19 protein-coding genes are annotated in these 22,223 nt (G+C 39.9%); 13 read left to right on the forward strand and 6 right to left on the reverse strand.

All coding sequences use genetic code 11. The features are described 5' to 3' along the window. Window positions 1–63 precede the first annotated feature (63 nt). The 6 genes from lysS to O3627_RS01455 form a co-directional block, all read right to left on the reverse strand. On the reverse strand, window positions 64–1,554 hold the full coding sequence (gene lysS / locus O3627_RS01430; protein ID WP_111675579.1) for a lysine--tRNA ligase: 1,491 nt from the start codon (window positions 1,552–1,554) through the stop codon (window positions 64–66). A 100-nt stretch (window positions 1,555–1,654) separates the two neighbouring features. Then, window positions 1,655–2,290: a histidine phosphatase family protein gene (locus O3627_RS01435; RefSeq protein ID WP_111675580.1), complete on the reverse strand. Its 636-nt coding sequence runs from the start codon at window positions 2,288–2,290 to the stop codon at window positions 1,655–1,657. Window positions 2,291–2,353: 63 nt separating this feature from the next. Further along, window positions 2,354–2,839: an aminoacyl-tRNA deacylase gene (locus O3627_RS01440; RefSeq protein WP_111675581.1), complete on the reverse strand. Its 486-nt coding sequence runs from the start codon at window positions 2,837–2,839 to the stop codon at window positions 2,354–2,356. After that, window positions 2,832–3,680, reverse strand: coding sequence for a DUF368 domain-containing protein (locus O3627_RS01445; protein WP_023916480.1), 849 nt, complete (start codon window positions 3,678–3,680; stop codon window positions 2,832–2,834). The genes O3627_RS01440 and O3627_RS01445 overlap by 8 nt, the downstream gene beginning before the upstream one ends. Before the next feature lie 142 nt (window positions 3,681–3,822). Beyond that, window positions 3,823–4,680 (reverse strand): glycoside hydrolase family 25 protein, encoded by an 858-nt coding sequence (locus O3627_RS01450; RefSeq protein ID WP_371621246.1) that lies wholly within the window; start codon window positions 4,678–4,680, stop codon window positions 3,823–3,825. A 210-nt stretch (window positions 4,681–4,890) separates the two neighbouring features. Continuing rightward, window positions 4,891–5,367: a glutathione peroxidase gene (locus O3627_RS01455; protein WP_371621247.1), complete on the reverse strand. Its 477-nt coding sequence runs from the start codon at window positions 5,365–5,367 to the stop codon at window positions 4,891–4,893. Window positions 5,368–5,521: 154 nt separating this feature from the next. On the opposite strand from O3627_RS01455, the gene ftsW reads away from it, so the two are divergent. The 13 genes from ftsW to O3627_RS01520 all read left to right on the forward strand — a co-directional run bounded on the left by ftsW (window position 5,522) and on the right by O3627_RS01520 (window position 22,223). Further along, the gene (gene ftsW, locus O3627_RS01460; protein WP_002903126.1) at window positions 5,522–6,754 is read left to right on the forward strand and encodes a cell division peptidoglycan polymerase FtsW; all 1,233 of its coding nucleotides are present in this window, start codon (window positions 5,522–5,524) and stop codon (window positions 6,752–6,754) included. Between the two features lie 46 nt (window positions 6,755–6,800). Then, window positions 6,801–9,647, forward strand: coding sequence for a phosphoenolpyruvate carboxylase (ppc, locus tag O3627_RS01465; protein ID WP_011837193.1), 2,847 nt, complete (start codon window positions 6,801–6,803; stop codon window positions 9,645–9,647). Between the two features lie 121 nt (window positions 9,648–9,768). Next, entirely contained in the window at window positions 9,769–10,239 is a 471-nt protein-coding gene (locus tag O3627_RS01470) for an RNA polymerase sigma factor (RefSeq protein WP_002899982.1), read from the forward strand. After that, window positions 10,226–11,224 carry an anti sigma factor C-terminal domain-containing protein gene (locus O3627_RS01475; RefSeq protein ID WP_371621248.1) on the forward strand — a complete coding sequence of 333 codons (999 nt, stop codon included), beginning with the start codon at window positions 10,226–10,228 and terminating at the stop codon, window positions 11,222–11,224. The genes O3627_RS01470 and O3627_RS01475 overlap by 14 nt, the downstream gene beginning before the upstream one ends. Window positions 11,225–11,346: 122 nt before the next feature. Further along, entirely contained in the window at window positions 11,347–12,543 is a 1,197-nt protein-coding gene (gene tuf / locus O3627_RS01480) for an elongation factor Tu (protein WP_002895003.1), read from the forward strand. Between the two features lie 311 nt (window positions 12,544–12,854). Further along, the gene (locus O3627_RS01485) at window positions 12,855–14,129 is read left to right on the forward strand and encodes an oligosaccharide flippase family protein (RefSeq protein WP_371621285.1); all 1,275 of its coding nucleotides are present in this window, start codon (window positions 12,855–12,857) and stop codon (window positions 14,127–14,129) included. Window positions 14,130–14,136: 7 nt separating this feature from the next. Continuing rightward, window positions 14,137–15,084 carry a glycosyltransferase family 2 protein gene (locus O3627_RS01490; RefSeq protein ID WP_011837192.1) on the forward strand — a complete coding sequence of 316 codons (948 nt, stop codon included), beginning with the start codon at window positions 14,137–14,139 and terminating at the stop codon, window positions 15,082–15,084. Window positions 15,085–15,110: 26 nt separating this feature from the next. After that, window positions 15,111–16,082 (forward strand): glycosyltransferase, encoded by a 972-nt coding sequence (locus tag O3627_RS01495; RefSeq protein ID WP_011837191.1) that lies wholly within the window; start codon window positions 15,111–15,113, stop codon window positions 16,080–16,082. Further along, a complete protein-coding gene (locus tag O3627_RS01500) occupies window positions 16,079–16,795 on the forward strand; it encodes a glycosyltransferase family 2 protein (protein ID WP_002934741.1) in 717 nt (238 codons plus the stop codon). The genes O3627_RS01495 and O3627_RS01500 overlap by 4 nt, the downstream gene beginning before the upstream one ends. Continuing rightward, the gene (locus O3627_RS01505) at window positions 16,795–17,154 is read left to right on the forward strand and encodes a DUF2304 domain-containing protein (RefSeq protein WP_002912850.1); all 360 of its coding nucleotides are present in this window, start codon (window positions 16,795–16,797) and stop codon (window positions 17,152–17,154) included. Before O3627_RS01500 ends, O3627_RS01505 begins: the two co-directional genes overlap by 1 nt. Continuing rightward, window positions 17,144–17,923, forward strand: a complete 780-nt coding sequence (locus O3627_RS01510) for a glycosyltransferase family 2 protein (RefSeq protein ID WP_343091915.1) — start codon at window positions 17,144–17,146, stop codon at window positions 17,921–17,923. The genes O3627_RS01505 and O3627_RS01510 overlap by 11 nt, the downstream gene beginning before the upstream one ends. Before the next feature lie 24 nt (window positions 17,924–17,947). Continuing rightward, window positions 17,948–20,929, forward strand: coding sequence for a rhamnan synthesis F family protein (locus O3627_RS01515; protein WP_343091914.1), 2,982 nt, complete (start codon window positions 17,948–17,950; stop codon window positions 20,927–20,929). Further along, window positions 20,916–22,223: a DUF2142 domain-containing protein gene (locus tag O3627_RS01520; RefSeq protein ID WP_343091913.1), complete on the forward strand. Its 1,308-nt coding sequence runs from the start codon at window positions 20,916–20,918 to the stop codon at window positions 22,221–22,223. Before O3627_RS01515 ends, O3627_RS01520 begins: the two co-directional genes overlap by 14 nt.

The raw sequence follows: 22,223 nt of genomic DNA on the forward strand, positions 1-22,223 counted from the left end.
GATGTAAAAATCCTGCTGGAATTCCAACAGGATTTGTTTTCTTAATATCCTATAAAATACAGATTATTTCATCGTTGGGAAGAGCAGGACATCACGAATGGTAGTCACGTCTGTTAGTAACATAACCAGCCGGTCGATACCGATTCCTAGACCTCCAGTTGGTGGCATACCGTATTCCAGAGCTTCGACAAAGTCATAGTCAATGCCAGTTGCTTCGTCATCCCCCAGTTCTTTGGCTTTTGCCTGTGCTTCAAAACGAGATAATTGATCGATTGGATCGTTCAACTCGGTGAAGGCATTGGCATATTCTTTGGTCATGATGAAAAGCTCGAAACGGTCCGTGAAGCGTGGATCTTCTGGATTTTTCTTAGCCAGAGGTGATACTGCTACAGGGTGACCGTAGACAAAGGTTGGCTGAATCAAGGTTTCTTCCACAAATTCTTCAAAGAAAGCATTGATAACATGGCCAACTTCGGTGAAGTGCTTTTCAAGCGGAACTTTCTTTTCCTGAGCCAAGGCAGTAGCTTCTTCAAAACTCATATCTTGCCAGAAATCAACTCCAGTAATTTCCTTGATGGCGTCAACCATGTGAACGCGTTTAAATGGTTCATTGATCTTGATTTCAGTTCCTTGGTAGTTGACTGGTCCATCTCCATTTACAGAGACGGCTGCATGTTGGATAATACCTTCAGTCAAGTCCATGATATCTTGGAAATCTGCATAGGCTTGGTAAACCTCGATGGAAGTGAATTCTGGATTGTGAGTAGCATCCATCCCTTCGTTACGGAAGATACGGCCAATCTCATAAACTCGCTCCATACCACCGACGATGAGACGTTTAAGGTGAAGCTCAGTTGCAATCCGAAGCACCATATCAATGTTTTGAGCATTGTGGTGGGTGATAAATGGACGAGCAGCAGCACCACCTGCTTCATTGTGAAGAACAGGAGTTTCAACTTCAAGGAAGCCTTGTCCATCCAAGTAACGACGGATTTCTGAGATGATTTTTGAACGAGTTACAAAGCGTTCAAAGCTTTCGCGGTTGGAAATCAAATCCAAATAACGTTTGCGGTAGATGGTTTCAACATCTGTCAGGCCGTGGAATTTTTCAGGAAGGGGACGCAGAGCCTTAGACAAATGAGTAAGGTGGGTTGCCTTGATAGAAAGCTCCCCCATATCCGTCCGCATAATCTCACCTTCGATACCGAGGAAATCCCCTAAGTCTGCCTTTTTGAAGATTTCATAATTTTCTTCACCAACAGCATCTTTACGCACATAAATCTGAATTTGGCCTTCACGGTCTTGGATGTGGGCAAAGCCAACCTTTCCTTTGCCACGCTTGGTCATGAGACGGCCAGCGATAATAGCTGTTTCATTGAGTTCGTTTAATTCTTCTTTATCTTTATCATTGTATTTTTCTTTTAGTTGAGCAGAGTTAGCAGTCCGCTCGAAGCGTTTGCCAAAAGGGTCAATTCCCTGCTCAGCCAGCGCAGCCATTTTTTCACGGCGGATAATCTGCTGGTCGTTTAATTCCTCGATATGTTCAGTAGTCATGTTTTTCCTCCAAAAGTTTTCCTACCTATTTTATCACAAAAGATAGGGAAATTCATCTATATTTGGCTATAAAGTAAGAAAAAAAGCTAGAAATCCAGCCTTAATTTTCTGCCTTTTCAACTAAATAATCCGTATTATTCCAAGTGATCAGCTCAAAATTCTCAAAGTCTTCTGTTTCAAGGATGGTGATGCTGGCATTGGTCAGACCGCCATTCTTGCGTAGGAGGGGTGTGTCATAGCCCAGCATGGTTCGAATACTGGCGGTTAAGTTGGCTCCGTGTCCGACAATGAGTACTTGCTCATAGTCCTTGTCCTTTAAGGTCTTGATAAAGGAAATGGTCCGGTGGGTTGTATGGTAAACCGACTCAGCGTCAAAAAACGTATGATTAAATTGCGAAAGGTTGTGGCGGAAGGCAGCCATCTGATGTGGATAGATGGCTTCAATGGTAGAAATTTTTGCGCCTTCTAGTTTTCCCAACTGCCATTCTCGCAGTTCAGGTATTGATACGATTTCAGTCGGAAACTGGCTTTCTTCTTGAATAATTTCAGCAGAGCGAACGGCACGTGGGAGATCGCTGCTGTAAATCTTGTCAAATTGTGTCTGAGACAGATGTTTTCCTAGGGTTTGCAGTTCTTCAACGGCGGTTGGCAGCAGTGGCGAATCACCGCTGGCTCCCTGAAATCGGCCTTCCTGATTCCATTCCGTTCTTCCGTGTCGGACAAAGTATAATTTCATAGTGGTTGATTGTTTCTTTCTTATTTAGGGTTTATTGAGAATATTAGGTGCAATATTGAAGAATTATGAGCTAGGATTTTCCTTGAGGTCTGCAAAGTCAGCTTGAACAAAATCCGCCAAATCTTGAGCTTTGATTTCGATACTGCGGCCGACTTCGCCAGCAGACACGATGATGCTGTCTCGCTCTAGAGCCGACTGGTCGATATAGATTGGAAAGTTGTGCTTTTGCCGGATACCGACAGGATTGTTGGCTCCGTGGATATAGCCCGTTGTCTTTTCCAAATCTTTCTGGGGAATCATACTGACTTTTTTATTGCCGGAAATCTTGGCCATTTTCTTTTCGGACAGATGTTCTGTGATAGGTAGGATACCGATTAGTGTGCCGGTCTTGTCTCCTGTCAAGGCCAAAGTTTTATAAATCTGCGAACGATCCAAGCCTTCGGCTGGCTGTTCTGCTAAGGCATTTAGCTGCAGGCCTCGATGTTCAATCTTAGACTTGCTTAAAATTTGCTCGACCAGTGTTTTTTTGATTTTTGTTTTTTTAACCATTAGTATATCTCTCTTCTAATTGTGACATCCAGAGTCCCAGCCAGGTTCCTAGACCGAAGAAAAAGGCTGCAAGAACAAGTGTCAATATAGAAACTCCATGATAGCTGATGCTTTCACTGTTTCCTGCTTGAGGCACTACAATGAGAAGTGTACTGGATAGGACAATGCCAATGATAAAGTGATAGACACGAGAGTAGTAGTTTTTCAAAATATGATCCATGAGCTTAGAGAAGAGAATCAGTGCCAAAGCTCCTCCGATTCCGATTGGAAGAAAGGTGCCCAAGAGATCCAGTTTGCGAAAGCCATTCAGCATAGGGGTATAGAGTCCTAAAATCAGGAGAAGGTTGGACGGACTGAGTCCGGGAATTAAAATGCCCAGTGCGATCAAGGCTCCTGCTAGGATGAAAGAGAGAAAGTTGGCTGGCAAGGTGCCGACCATCCCATTTAGGGAATAAAGAAAGATTCCTGAAAGGATGAGGCTGACCCAGAAAACGAGAATATCAGTCCGATCACGCTCACTTTTAGCGACAGACTCTTTAATGAGGCTGGGAACAGTCCCAATAATGGCTCCAGCAAATCCCCAAAGGACAATCACTTTGTAGTTGTCCAGCAGCAGATTGACAGGATAGGAGAAGGCAGCTATTCCTAAAATCATTCCGATTCCAACTGGTATGAAATAGAGAACATTTTCGACGAAGTTTTCTTTTAAATGTGCTAAAAAATGAATCAGGCGCTCGTAAATACCTAAGATAGCTGCTAAAACACCGCCTGAAACTCCCGGCAAAATAAAGCCAAGTGCAATGACCATTCCTTTGAAAATTCTATTCAACCAAGAAATCATTGTATTTTCCTTTTCTAATTTCATTTATCAAATCATTATATCATAAAATATAGGCTTTATTAAGAGGAAACGGCTGGAAATTTCCTATTTTGTGACAATAAAAAACGACAGCAGTCTTTAAGACTTGAGCTGTCGTTCGGAGCTATTGGCTTTCTTTAGGAACTGTAAATAGCTTTTGATAGGTAGCTGTCTGATCTTTCAAGGTTGACAGCTGGTTCAAATCAAGATAATGGGAGAAACCAGTCAGCTGACCTTGTGATGTGTACTGATGCAAGTCGTAATCTTGCTCCGTATTTGGTGCGGCATTGTAGTAGCCGTCGTCATTACCATAAGTCGGAATCCAAATTGCTGTGAACTTATCGGTAGAGATGCTATGCTCCTCCATAAAATAAGTTCCAATATAGATACCAATATTTTTAACACCAAGTGACTCTAGCTTGGCACGGAAAGCTTCAACCCCCGCATTCATGTCAGACATGGTCTTTTCTTCCACGTCCAGCCAATAATAGGTTGGATGGTACTTGGCAGAAGCCTTGTAGAAACTTTCAGCTTCTTTTTCCATTTCCTTTTTGCTATTGGCGGCCACATAAGCATAGACAGCAACAGGGATGTTACGCTTTTGAAATTCTTTGATGTGTCTTTCATAAGACTTGTCCAGACCATTCAGATGGGTTGCTGCATTTTCTTTTTTTGCTTGCGCTCCACTATGAACACGGACAATTACTCCTGAAACATTCTGTGCGAGTATGTCGTAATTAATCTCACTTGGCAGTTGCCAGCCAGAAATGTCAATGATTGGTCTGGAAATAAACTCTTCATCCAAGGACGAATCATCAGATGTTTCCTCTTTTTTTGAGGAACTTGGAGTTTGTTTAGTTTGTGAAATTTTTGCCTGTGCTTGCTTTTCCTGAGAGTCAGTAATTTGCTTGCTTATCAAAATAAAAATGATAAAAGAAGCAAAGAAAATTAGGATTGCAAGCGGTTTAATCCTCTTCCTCATACTGGTTTATTTTAACTTAAAACAAATAAAAAAGCAAAAAATATCCCCAGAATTGCTAGAAAATGAATAAAATGTAATATAATTGAAATATTATAAAGCAAAAACAAGACGTTTTGAAAGCTCAAAACGTCTTGTTTTTTTAAAAAGAGCTTAGCTAAGCTGTGGACGATGGGGGAGTGTTGGCTAAATCGTTTTGCTTTTTCTTACCTTTTATAATAGCTTTTGAATGAGCTCTTCAATCTTTTGAGGAGAAGTTTGTGGAGAGAAGCGTTTGATGACTGTTCCGTCTCGACTGACTAGAAACTTTGTGAAATTCCACTTTATGTTTTCGCCCAGAAGACCTCCCTTTTCTTTTTTGAGCCAGTCAAAGAGAGGAGCAGTTTGAGGACCGTTGACATCAATCTTAGCAAATCGAGGAAAGCTCGTTCCGTAGTTAAGGTTGCAAAAGTTGTTGATTTCTGCAGCGTCTCCAGGAGCCTGCTGGCCAAACTGATTGCAGGGGAAATCCAGGATTTCAAATCCGTCTTTCTGATAGCGCTCATAGAGTTCCTGAAGTTCTTGATACTGAGGAGTGAAGCCGCAGCCGGTCGCTGTATTGACAATCAGCAGAATCTTTCCTTTATAATTACTCATTTTTTGCAGACTTCCGTCTTGTTTTTGGATTTCGATATCATAAATGTTTGTCATGTTATCCTCCTTTATCTGACCTCTATCTTAACACTTTTTCATGCAAAAGATAGAAAGCAAGCTCATATTATTCCAGTCTCTGCACTAATGCTTTTTTTTCAATCCAAAAGGTGGTATAATGAGAATTGAATTTTTAGAAGTTTAATGGTGAAATATGAAAATTGACAAGAAGCACTTGTTGAATTATTCCATCTTGATTCCCTATTTGATTTTATCTGTTTTGGGATTGATTGTGGTCTATTCAACGACGAGTCCTACCTCGATTCAGGCCGGAGGAAATGGTTTTGGCATGGTCTTGAATCAGGGGATTTTTTGGGTAATAAGTCTCTTTATAATTGCGCTCCTATATAGAATCCGCTTGGGTTTCCTGAAAAAAGGAGGCATCCTGACTATAGTTATCTTTGCTGAGATTATCCTCTTGCTCTTATCTCGTTTTATAACAGGGACTATTAACGGTGCCCATGGTTGGCTCAAGCTTGGAGCTTTCAGTATTCAGCCTGCGGAGTATTTGAAGATTATTTTGGTCTGGTATCTAGCTTTTCGCTTCACAAAGAGGCAGGAGGAGATAAAGGTCTATGACTATCAAGCTCTGACTCACAACCATTGGTTTCCTAAAGCTTTTAACGACTGGCGGACCATGGTGGCTATTCTGATTGGGATTGTAGCGATTATGCCAGACCTTGGAAATGCGACTATTCTATTTTTGACCGTCGTAATAATGATAGCTGTCAGCGGGATTGGCTATCGATGGTTTTCTACAATGCTGGGAGCCATTGTCAGTGTTTCGGGATTGGTTTTAACTAGCATTTGGATAATTGGGGTTGAGCGCGTGGCTAAGATTCCAGTCTTTGGGTATGTGGCCAAGCGTTTCAGCGCTTTCTTCAATCCCTTCAAGGATTTGTCTGGCTCTGGCCACCAATTGGCTAATTCCTACTATGCTATGAGTAATGGCGGCTGGTTTGGTCTAGGCTTGGGTAACTCTATTGAGAAGCGCGGCTATTTGCCGGAAGCTCATACGGACTTTGTATTTTCTATCGTGATAGAAGAGTTTGGTTTCTTTGGTGCCAGTCTGATTCTGGCCTTACTCTTTTTCCTGATTTTGAGAATTATCTTGGTCGGGATTCGGGCCAAGAATCCATTTAACTCCATGATGGCTTTGGGAATTGGCGGTATGATACTCATGCAGACCTTCATCAATATCGGTGGAATATCAGGTCTCATTCCTTCTACAGGAGTAACCTTCCCCTTCCTATCGCAAGGAGGGAACAGTCTTCTGGTCTTGTCAGTAGCCATCGCCTTGGTACTTAATATTGATGCCAACGAGCGCCGTGATGCCCTCTATGAACAGATGGAAGCGGAGGCGCAAGACCAGTCTGAGGAAGCTTAAACGCAGTTCGTATGAACAGTTGTTGCAAAAATGAAAGGTGCAGATTATGTCATTTAACAAATTAGAAAGCTACAGCAATAAAGAAGTGATTCGAGAAGAAGTCGCTATTTTGACAGACTTGCTTGCCGATATTACTCGGAATCTTCTCAGCCCTGAGACCTTTGAAAAAATCTCCCTCATGGAAGATCTGGCCGTTAACTCCAAATATCATGAGTTAAAAGCGATTGTGGAAGAACTGACGACGGATGAAATGGTTTATATTTCTCGTTATTTCTCTATTTTGCCGCTTTTGATTAATATCTCAGAAGACGTGGACCTAGCTTATGAAATCAACCATCAAAACAATATCAATCAGGATTATCTTGGAAAGCTGTCAACAACTATTGACCTGATTTCAACGCGGGAAAATGCTCAGGAGATTCTGGAAAATCTGAATGTTGTGCCAGTACTGACAGCTCACCCGACCCAGGTCCAGCGCAAGACTATTCTGGACTTAACCAATCATATTCATAGTTTACTGCGTCAGCATCGTGATGTTAAGGCTGGCCTGGTAAATGAGAAGAAGTGGCTCGGAAATCTCCGCCGTTATATTGAGCTCATGATGCAGACAGATATGATCCGTGAGAAGAAGCTGAAAGTGACCAATGAGATTACCAATGTCATGGAGTACTACAACAGCTCTTTCCTACAAGCGATCACTAACTTTATGGTCGAATACAGACGCTTGGCGGAAGAGCGGGGGATCAAGCTGGATAATCCTAAGCCTATTACCATGGGAATGTGGATTGGCGGAGACCGAGATGGCAATCCTTTTGTAACCGCAGAAACCCTCAAACTATCAGCTACCCTCCAGAGTGAAGTCATCCTCAACTACTACATTGACAAGGTTTATACACTCTATCGCACCTTTTCGCTCTCGACCAACCTCTCAGAAACCAGTCAGGCAGTAGCAGAAATGGCAGCTCTGTCTACAGACAAGTCTGTTTATCGGGAAAATGAGCCTTACCGCCGTGCTTTTCACTATATCCAGTCCAAGCTGATTCAAACCTTGCTTTACCTTAAAGAAGGCAATTTCTCAAATGATGGTCAGCGATTGACTGACCGAGCTGAGGAAAAATTGTCTGCGAAAGCTAACCTTTCTGTCAGCAATAAAGGAAGAGAAATCATTCCTAACTATATCCAGTCTCGTATCAGCGAGACCTTGACTGAGCTCAAGAAAGAGGAGACACCTTCTTACAAAACAGCTCAGGAATTCAAGGAAGACTTGCAGGTCATTTATGATTCTCTTATCGAACATCATGGCGAAGCCTTGGTAAGTGGTGACTTGACTGAACTTCTCCAAGCGGTTGATGTTTTTGGCTTTTTCTTGGCCAGCATTGATATGCGGCAGGATTCCAGCGTTCATGAGGCCTGTGTGGCTGAGCTCTTGGCTTCAGCTAATATTGTTCAAGATTATAGTAGTCTGTCTGAGGAAGAGAAGTGCCAAGTACTGCTCAAGCAGCTGCTTGAAGATCCTCGTATCCTATCAGCTACTCACGAGCCTAAGTCTGAACTCCTGCAAAAAGAACTGGAGATTTTCAAAACAGCCCGTCAGCTAAAAGATGCCATTGGTGAGGAAGTCATTAAGCAGAATATTATCTCTCACTCGACCAGTGTATCAGATCTACTTGAGTTGGCTATTATGCTTAAGGAAGTAGGGCTGATTGATGAAAACGGGGCACGTGTCCAGATTGTTCCGCTCTTTGAAACCATTGAGGATTTGGACAATTCCTGCAATACCATGGAGAAATACCTGTCTCTGCCAATTGCGCAGAAGTGGATTGCCTCTAAGGATAATTACCAGGAAATTATGCTGGGCTATTCAGACAGTAATAAGGACGGTGGTTACCTATCTTCTTGCTGGACTCTCTACAAGGCTCAGCAGCAGCTGACAGCCATCGGTGATAAGTTTGGCGTGAAAATCACCTTCTTCCATGGCCGGGGAGGTACGGTGGGACGTGGTGGCGGCCCAACCTATGAAGCTATTACTTCTCAGCCACTCCGCAGTATCAATGACCGGATCCGTCTGACTGAGCAAGGGGAAGTCATTGGTAATAAATATGGAAATAAAGACGCAGCCTACTATAACTTGGAAATGCTAGTGTCTGCTGCCATTAACCGCATGGTAACTCATAAGAAGAGCGATAGCCATACGTCTGATAAATATGAGCGAATTATGGACCAAGTAGTTAATCGCAGTTATCAGATTTACCGTGATTTAGTCTTTGGTGACGAGCGTTTTTACGATTATTTCTTCGAATCCAGCCCGATCAAGGCTATCTCTAGCTTTAATATCGGTTCTCGTCCAGCTGCCCGTAAAACCATCACTGAAATCGGTGGTCTCAGAGCTATTCCATGGGTCTTCTCATGGTCTCAAAGTCGGGTTATGTTCCCAGGCTGGTATGGTGTTGGGTCAAGTTTCAAGGAATTCATTGATGAAGACCCAGAAAATAACTTAGCCTTTCTGCAATTTATGTATAAGAGATGGCCTTTCTTCAAGTCACTCTTGTCAAATGTAGACATGGTTCTGTCTAAGTCAAATATGAATATCGCTTTTGAGTATGCGCAGCTTTGTGAAGATCAGAATGTGCGTGATATTTTCAATATTATCTTGGATGAGTGGCAGCTAACTAAGGATGTCATTCTAGAGATTGAAGGTCATGATGAGCTCCTAGCAGAAAACACATATCTGAGAGATAGCTTGCACTATCGTATGCCTTACTTTAATGTTTTGAACTATATCCAGTTAGAGCTAATCAAGCGTCAGCGCAACGGTCAGCTTACACCAGATCAAGAAAAGCTGATTCACATCACCATCAACGGTATAGCGACTGGTCTGCGAAACTCTGGCTAATACAAAGAGAAAATCGGAATTTTTCCGGTTTTTTCTATTTTTGTAACCAAAGGGCTACTTAATTCGTTATACTAGTGAAGGAGGGGGTGAGCTTATCAAACTAGATGAATATGAAACAATCTTGATAGGCTTTGCTCGCGAGATTGTCTCCTATCTGCAGAAGTCAGGGGCTTCTAAAGTGGAAGCAGAAGATGTAGTTCAGGACGTTTTTGTCAAGATGTTGGAAACAGAGGTTATTATTCCGGCGGAAAAGATGCGAGCTTGGATGTATCGAGTTTCCATCCGGCGCTATATCGACAGATATAGGAGAGATAAGCATTATTTGGAGATTTTGCGAAAAGAATTTTTTGGAAAAGATCTTGTCAATCCCTTTGAAAATGAAGATTATGAGCTGCTAAGAAGTATGATAGAAGCACTGCCGCTTAAGGAAGCCACGCTTTTAGAACTCTATTATTTTCAAGATTTCACGGTCAAGGAGATTGCCCAAATTATGTCTTACTCAGTGAGCAAGGTCAAGATTCAGCTGATGCGCAGTCGTGCTAAACTCCGAAAGGAGCTGGAAAAGAAAGGATATCGAAATGGAAACATTTAAAATTATTGCAAAGAAAAGTAGGAGAAAGAGACTCTGGAAGACAGTCGTCATTAGTTCCTTTGTATCTTTAGTTCTCTTAGGTCTTCTAGGAAAGGGGCTGGCAGAATTAGCCTCTGGTAACGGACGAGACTTGCAGAAACAGTATGAAGTTATGTCCGAAATCGCCTATCCTAATGTTGACTATGACAGTCTATACTACAATCCGACCTCTTATCTTTCGGGAACATTACGTTCTGATCGTTTTAAAGACCTTGATGGAGTGATGGTGGATTATCCAGCCTATGAGGGGAACTATTCACTAACAGGTTCTTATAAAAATCCGACGTCAGAGGCGACTTATTCCTCTACCTCAGGGACCTATACGCGAGAGCTTCGGCAGAAATATCCGGTCTTTTACAATGTCAATGCCAAACAGACGAAGTCTTCAGATCCAGCACCTCAGGAACTTGTATCTGTCAAAGAAATGCCGAATCAATTGGTAGAAATAGCTCTGACTTTTGATAAACCTTACACTTATAAGGAAATCCAGCAGATGATACCGAGTAACCTCAAGATTAACTGGTACTGGATTGGCAGTCAGTCAGAAGATGGTGAAAATGGTATGGCATTGCGCACCGATCCTCAGACGACTTACGGAGCTAATAGTACGCTGCTTAATCCCTATCCGTCGGACGGCAAAAAAGAGAGCGAAGAGGCTAAGCAAGAACAACAGACTTTCTTAGACTATTTGAAAAAGGCCGATAAAAACCTTTTCCCAACTGTCAACAAGTACAATATGTACAATGATGTTGAGGCCTATCTCAAGAAATTTGGTCAGCTAGATATTCGTGAAGCAGAAAATCGGGATCAATTGACCTTTTCTGGTATTATTCTGACTGGGAAAGCTGAGAATTTCAGCCAATTAGAAGGGAAAGAATGGATTGCTGCTTCGAGTATTGGTGCTTCTGTTTCCAATCAGCCTTACTATCAGTTAGATAAGGAATAATTCACAAAAAAAGACTAAAAGGCTTGCATTTTCAGTGAAATTTGATAAAATAGTAAGGAAAGTTAGACTGTATTGCCTACTGTCTATCTATAAAATATATTTTATTGGAGGCTTTTACTCAAATGGCAAAAGAAAAATACGATCGTAGTAAACCACACGTTAACATTGGTACCATTGGACACGTTGACCACGGTAAAACTACTTTGACTGCAGCTATCACAACTGTATTGGCACGTCGCTTGCCTTCAGCAGTTAACCAACCTAAAGACTATGCGTCTATCGATGCTGCTCCAGAAGAACGCGAACGCGGAATCACCATCAACACTGCGCACGTTGAGTATGAAACTGCTAAGCGTCACTACGCTCACATCGACGCTCCAGGACACGCGGACTACGTTAAAAACATGATTACTGGTGCCGCTCAAATGGACGGAGCTATCCTTGTAGTAGCTTCAACTGACGGACCAATGCCACAAACTCGTGAGCACATCTTGCTTTCACGTCAGGTTGGTGTTAAGCATTTGATTGTCTTCATGAACAAAGTTGACTTGGTTGACGATGAAGAATTGCTTGAATTGGTTGAAATGGAAATCCGTGACCTTTTGTCAGAATACGACTTCCCAGGTGACGATCTTCCAGTTATCCAAGGTTCAGCTCTTAAAGCTCTTGAAGGTGACTCTAAATATGAAGACATCATCATGGAATTGATGGACACTGTTGATGAGTACATCCCAGAACCAGAACGCGATACTGACAAGCCATTGCTTCTTCCAGTCGAAGACGTATTCTCAATCACTGGTCGTGGTACAGTTGCTTCAGGACGTATCGACCGTGGTATCGTTAAAGTCAACGACGAAATCGAAATCGTTGGTATCAAAGAAGAAATCCAAAAAGCAGTTGTTACTGGTGTTGAAATGTTCCGTAAACAGCTTGACGAAGGTCTTGCAGGGGACAACGTAGGTGTGCTTCTCCGTGGTATCCAACGTGATGAAATCGAACGTGGACAAGTTATCGCTAAACCAGGTTCAATCAACCCACACACTAAATTCAAGGGTGAAGTTTATATCCTTACTAAAGAAGAAGGCGGACGTCACACTCCATTCTTCAACAACTATCGTCCACAGTTCTACTTCCGTACAACTGACGTTACAGGTTCAATCGAACTTCCAGCAGGTACTGAAATGGTAATGCCTGGTGATAACGTAACAATCGACGTTGAGTTGATCCACCCAATCGCCGTTGAACAAGGTACTACTTTCTCTATCCGTGAAGGTGGACGTACCGTTGGTTCAGGTATGGTTACAGAAATCGAAGCTTAATTCGATTCCGTTCCCAAATAACAATTATAGTCAGACACTAAACCCCGTGAAAACGGGGTTTTTTAGTATTGTAATTGTTTTAAAAAATAAAGAAGAATAAAAGGCGACCAGTAATCTCCAGAGTAGATAGCTCAATTTTGCAGAAGCATCTTGAAGATGATTTAAGAGGCGGGAAGGGAAGAAGTATAGATATAAGCTTGATAGAAGTTTTGCCCTTTTTAGTTAGGTTGGGGAAGAAATAAGTATCTAGTATCCTAAGGTTACTTTTTTTAAAGGAATTTATGGTATAATTGGATAAAGTTTTATTTATAATGAAAGAGAGTTTGATTATATTGAAAGTGGTATCGCCACAAAAGATTTTCTTTTGGAATATTCTTGGCAGTCTGTCTTCAGCAGCTGTATCTGTTATTTTATTATTTATAGTTACTCGTATTTTATCTAGTGAGTCGGCTGACTTATATAGTTTTTCTTATGCAATTGCGAATTTACTAGTTATTGTTGCGGGGTTTCAAGTTCGAGATTTTCAAGCAACAGATATTAAAGAAAAATATTCTTTTGATGCATATTTGACTACTAGATTTCTAACTAATATTTTAATGATATTAATTTTATTAGGTTATTTAATTTTAAATTCTTCTACTCATGAAAATTTTTGGATTATATTTTGGGTATCTTTTTTCAGAGTTAGTGAAGCACTGTCTGATGTATTTCAAGGTTTGTTTCAGCAGAAAGAACGATTAGATATAGCTGGTCAATCCTTATTTTTTAGAAATATAATCTCAACAATATCATTCGCTGTTTTGTTATTTTTTTCTAAAAATCTTCTTTTATCTATTGTTTTTCAAACACTCACCTCTTTCATTGTAGTTCTTTTTTTTGATTTTCCAAAATCTAAGTTGTTTCATCGTATTAATATCTCTACAGTAAAGCTCAAAGATATTTATAGTATTTTAAAGGACTGCTTACCTTTATTTATAAATGCTTTTTTATTAGTTTCGATCTATAACCAACCTAAGTATGCATTAAACGATATTTTTAATAGGGGATTGATTGAAGCGGGAGTACAGAGAGACTTTAGTATTTTATTCACTCCAATTTTTGCAATGAATCTAATGATTGTTTTTTTACGCCCTATGATTACACAACTAGCAATTTTCAAGGAAGAGAATAAAATTTCTCATTTTATTACGTATAAAAATAACTTGTTTAAGATTTTATGGGGAACAAGTGTTTTGATTTGTCTTGGTGGGGCGATTGCTGCCATACCTATTTTAAATATCATTTATGGGACAAGGTTGGATCAATATCAAATTAGTTTCGTCATTCTTTTGTTAGGTGGTATTGCTAGTACGTTTTCTACAGTATGTGATAATATTTTAACTGTTTTTAGAAAACATCATTATTTAGTTATTTCATTCTTAGCGGGCTATCTTGTATCCATTCTTACAGCTGAACCACTAGTATCCCAATACAGAATTTTTGGAGCCTCTTTGTCTTTCCTTATCTCTATGATTGCTTGGTTGAGTGTCTCGCTAATTATTTATTTTATGACGAATCCATATACTTTTTTGAGAAGGAAAAAATAAGGAACTTATGAAATTTTCAATTATTATACCTGCCTATAATGTAGCGGATTATTTAGAAAAATGTGTTAAGAGTGTCTTAATTCAAGAATTTAAAGATTATGAAATTTTAATCATAAATGATGGGTCAACTGACGCTACTGCAATAGTCGCTGATAAATTGTCTGTGGAGAATACCAATAAAGTTAGGGTGTTAAATCAAACAAATGGTGGAGCTTCAAAAGCAAGAAATACAGGTATTGAGTCTGCCCGGGGAGAGTACTTATTGTTTTTAGATGGTGATGACTTTTGGAGTGATCAACACTTTTTGAATCAACTTGACGAAATAACTACAGAATGCATTTATGATGTTATCATTTTTGGCTACGGTTATTTTTATGATGATAGAATTTTAGATTTCCCTATATCTATGTTTGAGGAAAATATTTTAAAAGCTACTTGCTTTGGAATATTTAATGGTCCAAATTGGAATAAGTGTGTATCGAAAAAATTATTTCAAAACGGCCTGAAATTTCCGGAGGGAATGGTATCTGAGGATAGTTTATATTGTTCTCGGATCTTAAAAATGACAAAGAAATTTTCAATTCTTAATAGTACTCAATACATGTATCGACAGAACCGCAAAGGAAGTTTGACTAATGTCGTGAAAGAAAAAAATGTTCAAGATACTCTTGAAGGAATCAGGACGGGACTTTCTGACTTGAAAAACTATTCAGTTGAAATTCAAAAAGCCTTAAATATCTATTTTGCAATCTCTTATATCTCTATATTACCTTATGTAAATCAATACATTGATAATTTTAAAATTAAAGAGTTGCTTTATCAGTATAAGTATTTGCTAAAGTATGCAAAAGATATAGAGAACCGAGCATTTAAATTAACAGGTCTATTAGCCAATTTATTGGGGATGAAATTTTCAATAAAACTATTTCCTGTTTTATTGAAGTTTTATAAATAGAGTGGATTAGTTATGAAAGGAAAAATATGTCTAAACCAGCTATTTCAGTTATTATTCCAGTTTATAATGCACAAGACGGGATTAAACGCTGTGTAGATTCTCTTTTGAATCAATCATTTAAGAATCTTGAAATTATTCTTCTGAACGATGGTTCGAAAGATAACTCTTTAAATATTTTAAAAGAATATGAATTGAAGTATAGTTTTGTAAGAGTAATTGACAAACAAAATGAAGGAGTTGCAGTAACTAGAAATAAGGGGATTCTTCTAGCTGAGGGAGAATATATTATGTTCATGGATAATGATGATTTTGTTGATAGTGATTACATTGAAACTTTTTATCAGGCTATACATGAGAAAAATCTAGACTTGGTTATTGGTGGGTACAAACGTGTCAATCAGGATAACCAGATTATCTTTAGTCAAGATATACAGCAGTCAGAGTGGTCCAAGTATATTATAATGGCTCCTTGGGCCAAAGTTTACCGCACGGAGTTCTTGAAAACGAATAATCTAGAATTTTTTGACTATGGTATAGGAGAAGATATCATTTTTAACCTAGCTGCCTATAAGACAACAGATAAAATAGGGTTGTTAGACTATAAAGGATATAATTGGTATTATAATAATCAGAGTATTTCTAACACTTCTCAGAGAGGTTTTTCTCCTGAAATTGATATTTTAGTTCTTTTTTCAAAAATATTAGAGCTGGGTAAGCCATCTGAGCTAGTAGTATATTATTTGAAAAGATATTATGTTTGGTATTTGCTTTTTTCTGGTAAATCCTCATCAGATCAGGAGTTTATTCATCAGTATATTAGGATTAAGGAATGGTTAAAAGAGAATAAACTCATCAGTACTATCTCTCCGTTGTCTAAGAAGGTTCAGGGCGAAAGGTTTCAGACTAAAATTTCACTTATTGTTTTTTTGAGCTTGGAGAAGTTAAAGTTAGTTCCATTATTTGCTAAAATTTATTGTAAAGGGAAGAAAGATAATTGAAAGTTTTAATGATAATTCCTGCTTATAATGAGGAAGAAAGTATTTTAAATACGGTTATGAGCATTGTAGAATATCGGAAGAAAGTTGATTTTGACTTAGACTACGTAGTTATCAATGATGGGTCAGTTGATAGAACCAAGGATATTTTGGACAGCCATCATCTGAATGCTATTCATTTGGTTATGAATTTAGGGATTGGCGGAGCTGTTCAGACGGGTTATAAGTATGCTCTTGAGAAGGATTATGATGTGGCCGTACAGTTTGATGGAGATGGTCAGCATGATATTGAGTCGCTGGATGCTTTGCTGGAGCCTATTCGTCGTCAGCAGGCTGATTTGGTTGTTGGTTCTCGTTTTATCGGTGACAAGTCTTCGGAATTTCAGACGACTTTTATGCGGCGTTTTGGCATTACCATTATTTCAGCTTTTATTAAATTGACAACTGGCAAAAGAATTCTGGATACCACATCAGGCTATCGTTTGGCCAATCGTGACATTATTCGACAATTCGCTGCGCGCTATCCTATCAAGTATCCTGAGCCAGAATCAATCGTCCATATCTTGAAGCGGAAATATAAAGTGGTGGAAGCACCAGCCAATATGTTTGAACGTGCAGGAGGAGTCTCTTCGATTACTCCGATTAAGTCCATTCGCTATATGATTGAAGTTTGCTCTTCGATCTTGATTGCTGCTTTTATGAAAGAGAGTGAATAATGTCCATTTTGTCTATTGTTATGCTAGTGGCTTCAGTCCTATTCCTGTATTTTGTCTTTCGGAATATCAATCAAAATAATATTTTATTTGAGCAAGCCTTTATGTGGATTATTATTGGCTTTGTACTGATTGTTATTTCTATTTTTGATTGGATTCCCGTTTCGATTGCCAAATTGTTGGGCTTTGAGTTGACCTCAAACTTTGTCATGTCCTTGGCCATCTTTTTCCTGCTGGTTATTGTTTTTTTACATACTATTTCCATTTCCAAACAAAAGGAGCAAATCAAGCAGTTGGTGCAAGAACTGTCCATCATGAAGCAAAGAATGTCCAAGTTAGAGAGTGAAAAAGATGAAAAATAACCATACCTGGGTGATTTGCGCCTATGGCGAAAGTGAATTTTTAGAAGCTTGTATCCTGTCTCTGCAAGCCCAAACCTTGTCATCAAAGATTATCTGCTATAGCTCAACACCGTTGGATTCAATCAAGCAGCTGTGCCAGAAGTACGGTATTCCTTTTTACACGAAAGAAGGCGGTGGTATCGGTAAGGACTGGAATAATGCCCTTACCTTTGTTGAGACTTCTTATGCTACCATTGCTCATCAGGATGACTACTATGAGCCAACTTATCTAGAAGTAGTGATGCAAAAAATAGAGCAGTCGAAGGACATTCTCATTGCCTATACAGACTATTTTGAAGAGAAAAATGGAGTTAAAATTCCGGCTAATACCAATCTGAAAATCAAGACTCTCATGCTTAAAACCTTGAATCTGATGCCATCCAGTCGTTTTTGGAGAAATCGTGTCCTGGCTTTTGGAAATCCTATTTCCTGTCCGGCGGTAACTTACAACTTAGAGGCATTAAAGGATTTTCGATTTGATGAGGAAATGCGCGTGAGTCTGGATTGGTATGCTTGGTACAAGATTAGCGCCTATAAGGGTCGCTTTGCTTATATTTCTGAGAAGCTTATGTGTCACCGAATTCATGGAGAGTCTGAAACAACCAAGACCATTTCAGATAACACTCGGACTAAAGAAGATTTGTTCATTTATCAGCTTTTCTGGCCAAAGTGGGTGGCAAATCTGATAAATAAAGCATACATGAAGAGTCAAGATGCTAACTCAAACTAATAGAGTTATTTACAAGGAAAGTATATGAAAGATTTAATATCTGTTGTTGTAACTTGTTACAACCATCAAGATTACATTGAACAGTGTTTGCGCAGTATTTTTGAGCAGACCTATCGAAATATTGAGTTACTGGTATTGGATGATGGCTCCTCTGACCATTCTGCTAAAATCATAGAGTCTGTCTTGGTGAATTCCCCTTTTTCGACGCGGTTTGAAAGCCATGAAAATATGGGGGTTGTCAAGACAAGAAACAAAGCTTTGCAGCAAATTCAAGGCACTTATTTTATTTTTGTGGATAGTGACGATTTTCTGGATTCAGACTATATTGAGAGCTTCTATACAAGCATGGTGCAAGAGGAGGCAGATATTGTCTATGGTGATTTGTATGATCCTGATAAAAAGGAAGTTTACCTTAAATCACGGCCATTTGACAAGCTAGCTTTCTTAACGGAAAATTTTATTTCCAACTGTTCTCTCATTCGTCGTTCGGTTGCTGATGGTATTTATTATGATGAAGATCTGAATCGTGAAAAACTGGAAGACTATGATTTCCTTTTAAACTTAATTATCAATCAAGGAGCGAGACCAGTTTATGATGCAAAAACAAAGCTGAATTACCGGGTCTTTGATAAGGAATCAATCTCTAAACGGGATTCTACGAGATATCATTACGAAATGTATCTGAAAATCCTGCGTAAGTATGTGAGACAGATACCAGACGATATTTACCAAGCTCTGGGCCAGAACATATTTACACTGGAAGGTCGTTTGGATGAACTGATTCAGCATATGGATAAAGTGAACGACTATGTTCTTGAACTGCAGGAGGATCAGCGGCAGTTACATAAAAATCTAGACTCCTTGAAATCCAGACTGAGAACGATAAAGGAACAGCGGGATGAGGCTATTCAGGAGCAGTTTCGTATTCGCCGATCTATTTCCTATCGACTGGGGAATGGCATGATTACGCCATTGAAACGTCTGGCTCAGATAATCAAGAATCCTCGCAGTATCAAAGCTGTTTTAAGTCGGATTAAGCAACAAGTGATTCGTTTGAAACGCCAAGTTAAGTCTCCTAAGGTTTATTATTATCAATGGCTGCGGAATTCTCAACGAGAAAAAGCTTTAGCTTCAGTTTCAAGTGGCGAAAAAGTCTTAATTTATGTCATTTTTGAATCCGAGCCACGCTTGCAGCAGTATAAGGTCATCTTTTTAGAAAAGTTAGCGGCTTTGGCTGATAAGACTCTCATCGTCGTTAACGGCGGACTGGCTGCAGAGGATTTAGAAACTTTAGAGCAGTATGGGCAAGTCTTGGTGCGGGATAATACCGGCTATGATACAGCAGCTTTTCGTGAAGGCATTCTTTCCTTAGGAAAGGAAAAGCTGCAACATTGTTCTCAGCTGATGCTCGTCAATGACACCAATATCGGACCTATGAGTGATTTGGCGGCTGTCTTTCAAACTATGGCTGGCAGAAATCTTGACTTTTGGGGGATTTCCTATGGTGAGACTCAGGAAGATATCACTGGATTTAACCGCTATGGTTACATTCCCAATCACCTACAGTCTTATTTTTTAGTGATTGAGCCTTTGCTGCTTCAGTCCGAAGAATTCTACGACTATTGGCAAGTACTGACTGACACGGATTCACGGGAAGAGGCAATCGGGAAGCATGAAACAACTTTTACCAAGTACTTTGCTGACTTGGGCTATCGTTATGATGCCTTGGTTCGTGAAAATCAGGATTCGGCTATGTATATTCATCCATTAAGGATGTTAAAAGCGGGTAGTCCTCTGATTAAGTATACTTCTTTGAAGAATTATGATGATCAGCAGTTTTTATGGCAGGGTCTGGAAAGAGAGTCAGAGGTTCCTGATGTATTGGACTATGTTCGGGAGAAGACAGATTATCCAGTAGAAATTCTTGAGAACATTGTTCAAAAATTCAAAGATGTGCCTCGTGATCAATATATCCTCATCATTGACGGTGTAGAGAATATCATTCCGCAGTGTACGCGCTACCGTGTTCTCAATAAGGCAGAACAGCTTAGAAAGAATGGTTTTGCAGTGAAAGTGGTCAATGCGTCTGAGTTTAGTCTGGCTCAGGCCCAGTATGCTAGTCACATCATTATTTACCGCGCTCCTTGGTCCGCCCATCTCCAGCTTTTATGCGATTTGGCTAGGGAGGAGCATAAGCCAGTTTATTTTGATATTGATGATTTGGTCTTTGATACCCTTTACACGGATCAGCTGAGTTATACCCAAGGCTTGTCTGAGAAGGAAAAGGGCAATTACGATGCTGGTGTCAAGAATTATGGAAAAATGCTAGCAGCTTGTGATGGGGCGATTACCTCCACTAATCAGTTAAAAGAGGAATTGCTCAAATACAAGGACTCCGTTCTGCTGAATCGTAATCTGGCGTCCAGCGAATTGATTGCGGTTAGCTCGCAGTTCTTGAAGGAAGACTTTGGTGCAGACGACAGAATCAAAATCGGTTATTTCTCTGGCTCCATCAGCCACAATGAAAATTTTGAGCTCATCAAGCCGGCTATCAAAGAAGTGCTGGACAACTACCCATCCGTGGAGCTTCATATTGTAGGCCACTTGGATATCCCGCAGGATATGAAACAATATACCCAGCGTATTGTCGTCCATGACTATGTGGACTGGAAGGCCTTACCTCAGTTGATTAGTCAGGTTGATATTAATCTAGCTCCGTTGGTTGACTCAGTCTTTAATCGGGCCAAGTCAGAAATCAAGTGGATAGAAGCAGCTCTAGTCAAGGTACCAACGATTGCCAGTCATATCGGTGCCTTTGCAGACATGATGATAGACGGTCAGACGGGACTTTTGGCTAAAGATAGTGAATGGAAAGAAAAGCTGGAAAGCCTGATTCTTTCTGCGGATTTACGCAGAGAACTGGCGGAGAATGCCTACGCTTTTGTATTAGAAAATTGCAGTTTAGATAAAAAAGATGAAATGGTGACTTATTTTGAAAAGAAATAAAGAAGTAAAAGTCGAGAATATTTTCTTATTATTGGCAAGTATCTTTGTCTTGACTTTTATGATTGCACAGCCGATTAATCGAGTTCCTGATGAGACCAATCACGCTCGTATGACATGGGAAATCTTCCATAAATCGACCAGTCGAACATATAAATGGATGGACAAAATCCCCTCCACACCGAATGTTTCGCCGACAGAGTACAAGCAGCTGTTCTCAGAGAAGATAGATCTGGCGCAAGAAGAGTTTACCTTTGGCTTTAATCTCAAGGCTGTCTCTTTCCTTCCTCAGCTGCTAGGTATGACCTTGGGAAGCTTGCTTTATCCGTCAGTAGGCTTCATCGTAGTGATGGGGCGGCTCTTTAATGCCTTGGCATATATCTTCGGGGTTTATCTGCTGATTAAATACTTCAAATATGGCAAAAAAGCTCTACTTTTCCTATCTCTTTTGCCTATTATGGTCCAGCAGGCTGCTTCTCTGTCTTACGATGTGATGAACTACCTGGAAATTATGTTGGCGATTGGCTTTTTGACCAATATTGCCTATCATAAGAAATTCACTAATAGAAATGTACTGGAGCTTTTGGTGATTTCTATAGGCCTCTTTGTCACCAAACCGAATAATGTTCTTTTATTAGGATTGCTGCCTTTTGTTGATTTTGAGTTTGAAGGATTCCTTGCGGTTCTGAACAAGCCTTTTGTTGCAAGCAAAGCTTTTGTAGCTCGTTATCGCCCTATCTTCTATGTACTTGGCTTTTCCGCTTTCTTTCTTGCCTTGCATCTGGCATTTCGCAATCAGGGAGGGCTCTTGCACTATGGCCAAGTCTTGCTGAATACGCTCTTTAAGCAAAGTGTTAATGGCGACTTGAATACAATTTTGACAATCGGTATGTTTGGTTTTTTGGGGAATTTTACTATCCAGCTGCCGCTTTGGCTGATTTTTATCGATGTGGCAGTTTTGGCGCTTATCTTCTTGCAATCGCAGAAAGATTTTATGACCAAGGGCTACGCAGTCATGTCGCGGTATCTGTTTCTGGTTCAAGTGATTGCTGTTGTGTCAATTATGTATCTGCAGTGGACACCCATTGTCCTCGGTAAAGGTGCCATGATATCAGTTGGTGCTCAGGGGCGTTATTTTACACCCTTCTTGATCTTACTGCTACCAACTGTTGCTAATCTAGGAACCTTGGACATTAAAGACAGAGTGGTGAATCGAATGATGGTTGGGACTCTGGTAGCTAACTTCTTGGTTTCCCTCTACTTGATGGTTCCCTTTTATTGGAATGTATTAGGATAA

Source organism: Streptococcus sp. 27098_8_82 (assembly GCF_041431615.1).
Taxonomy (GTDB): Bacteria; Bacillota; Bacilli; order Lactobacillales; family Streptococcaceae; genus Streptococcus; species Streptococcus sanguinis_K.

Bases quoted from the DNA above. Each gene is read 5' to 3' on its own strand.
- O3627_RS01515 (WP_343091914.1), top strand. From the start codon at position 17,948: ATGAAAGATTTAATATCTGTTGTTGTAACTTGTTACAACCATCAAGAT.
- O3627_RS01445 (WP_023916480.1), bottom strand. From the start codon at position 3,680: ATGATTTCTTGGTTGAATAGAATTTTCAAAGGAATGGTCATTGCACTT.
- O3627_RS01435 (WP_111675580.1), bottom strand. From the start codon at position 2,290: ATGAAATTATACTTTGTCCGACACGGAAGAACGGAATGGAATCAGGAA.
- O3627_RS01485 (WP_371621285.1), top strand. From the start codon at position 12,855: ATGAAAGAGAGTTTGATTATATTGAAAGTGGTATCGCCACAAAAGATT.
- O3627_RS01440 (WP_111675581.1), bottom strand. From the start codon at position 2,839: ATGGTTAAAAAAACAAAAATCAAAAAAACACTGGTCGAGCAAATTTTA.
- ppc (WP_011837193.1), top strand. From the start codon at position 6,801: ATGTCATTTAACAAATTAGAAAGCTACAGCAATAAAGAAGTGATTCGA.
- ftsW (WP_002903126.1), top strand. From the start codon at position 5,522: ATGAAAATTGACAAGAAGCACTTGTTGAATTATTCCATCTTGATTCCC.
- O3627_RS01475 (WP_371621248.1), top strand. From the start codon at position 10,226: ATGGAAACATTTAAAATTATTGCAAAGAAAAGTAGGAGAAAGAGACTC.
- lysS (WP_111675579.1), bottom strand. From the start codon at position 1,554: ATGACTACTGAACATATCGAGGAATTAAACGACCAGCAGATTATCCGC.
- O3627_RS01490 (WP_011837192.1), top strand. From the start codon at position 14,137: ATGAAATTTTCAATTATTATACCTGCCTATAATGTAGCGGATTATTTA.
- O3627_RS01510 (WP_343091915.1), top strand. From the start codon at position 17,144: ATGAAAAATAACCATACCTGGGTGATTTGCGCCTATGGCGAAAGTGAA.
- O3627_RS01455 (WP_371621247.1), bottom strand. From the start codon at position 5,367: ATGACAAACATTTATGATATCGAAATCCAAAAACAAGACGGAAGTCTG.
- O3627_RS01495 (WP_011837191.1), top strand. From the start codon at position 15,111: ATGTCTAAACCAGCTATTTCAGTTATTATTCCAGTTTATAATGCACAA.
- tuf (WP_002895003.1), top strand. From the start codon at position 11,347: ATGGCAAAAGAAAAATACGATCGTAGTAAACCACACGTTAACATTGGT.
- O3627_RS01505 (WP_002912850.1), top strand. From the start codon at position 16,795: ATGTCCATTTTGTCTATTGTTATGCTAGTGGCTTCAGTCCTATTCCTG.
- O3627_RS01450 (WP_371621246.1), bottom strand. From the start codon at position 4,680: ATGAGGAAGAGGATTAAACCGCTTGCAATCCTAATTTTCTTTGCTTCT.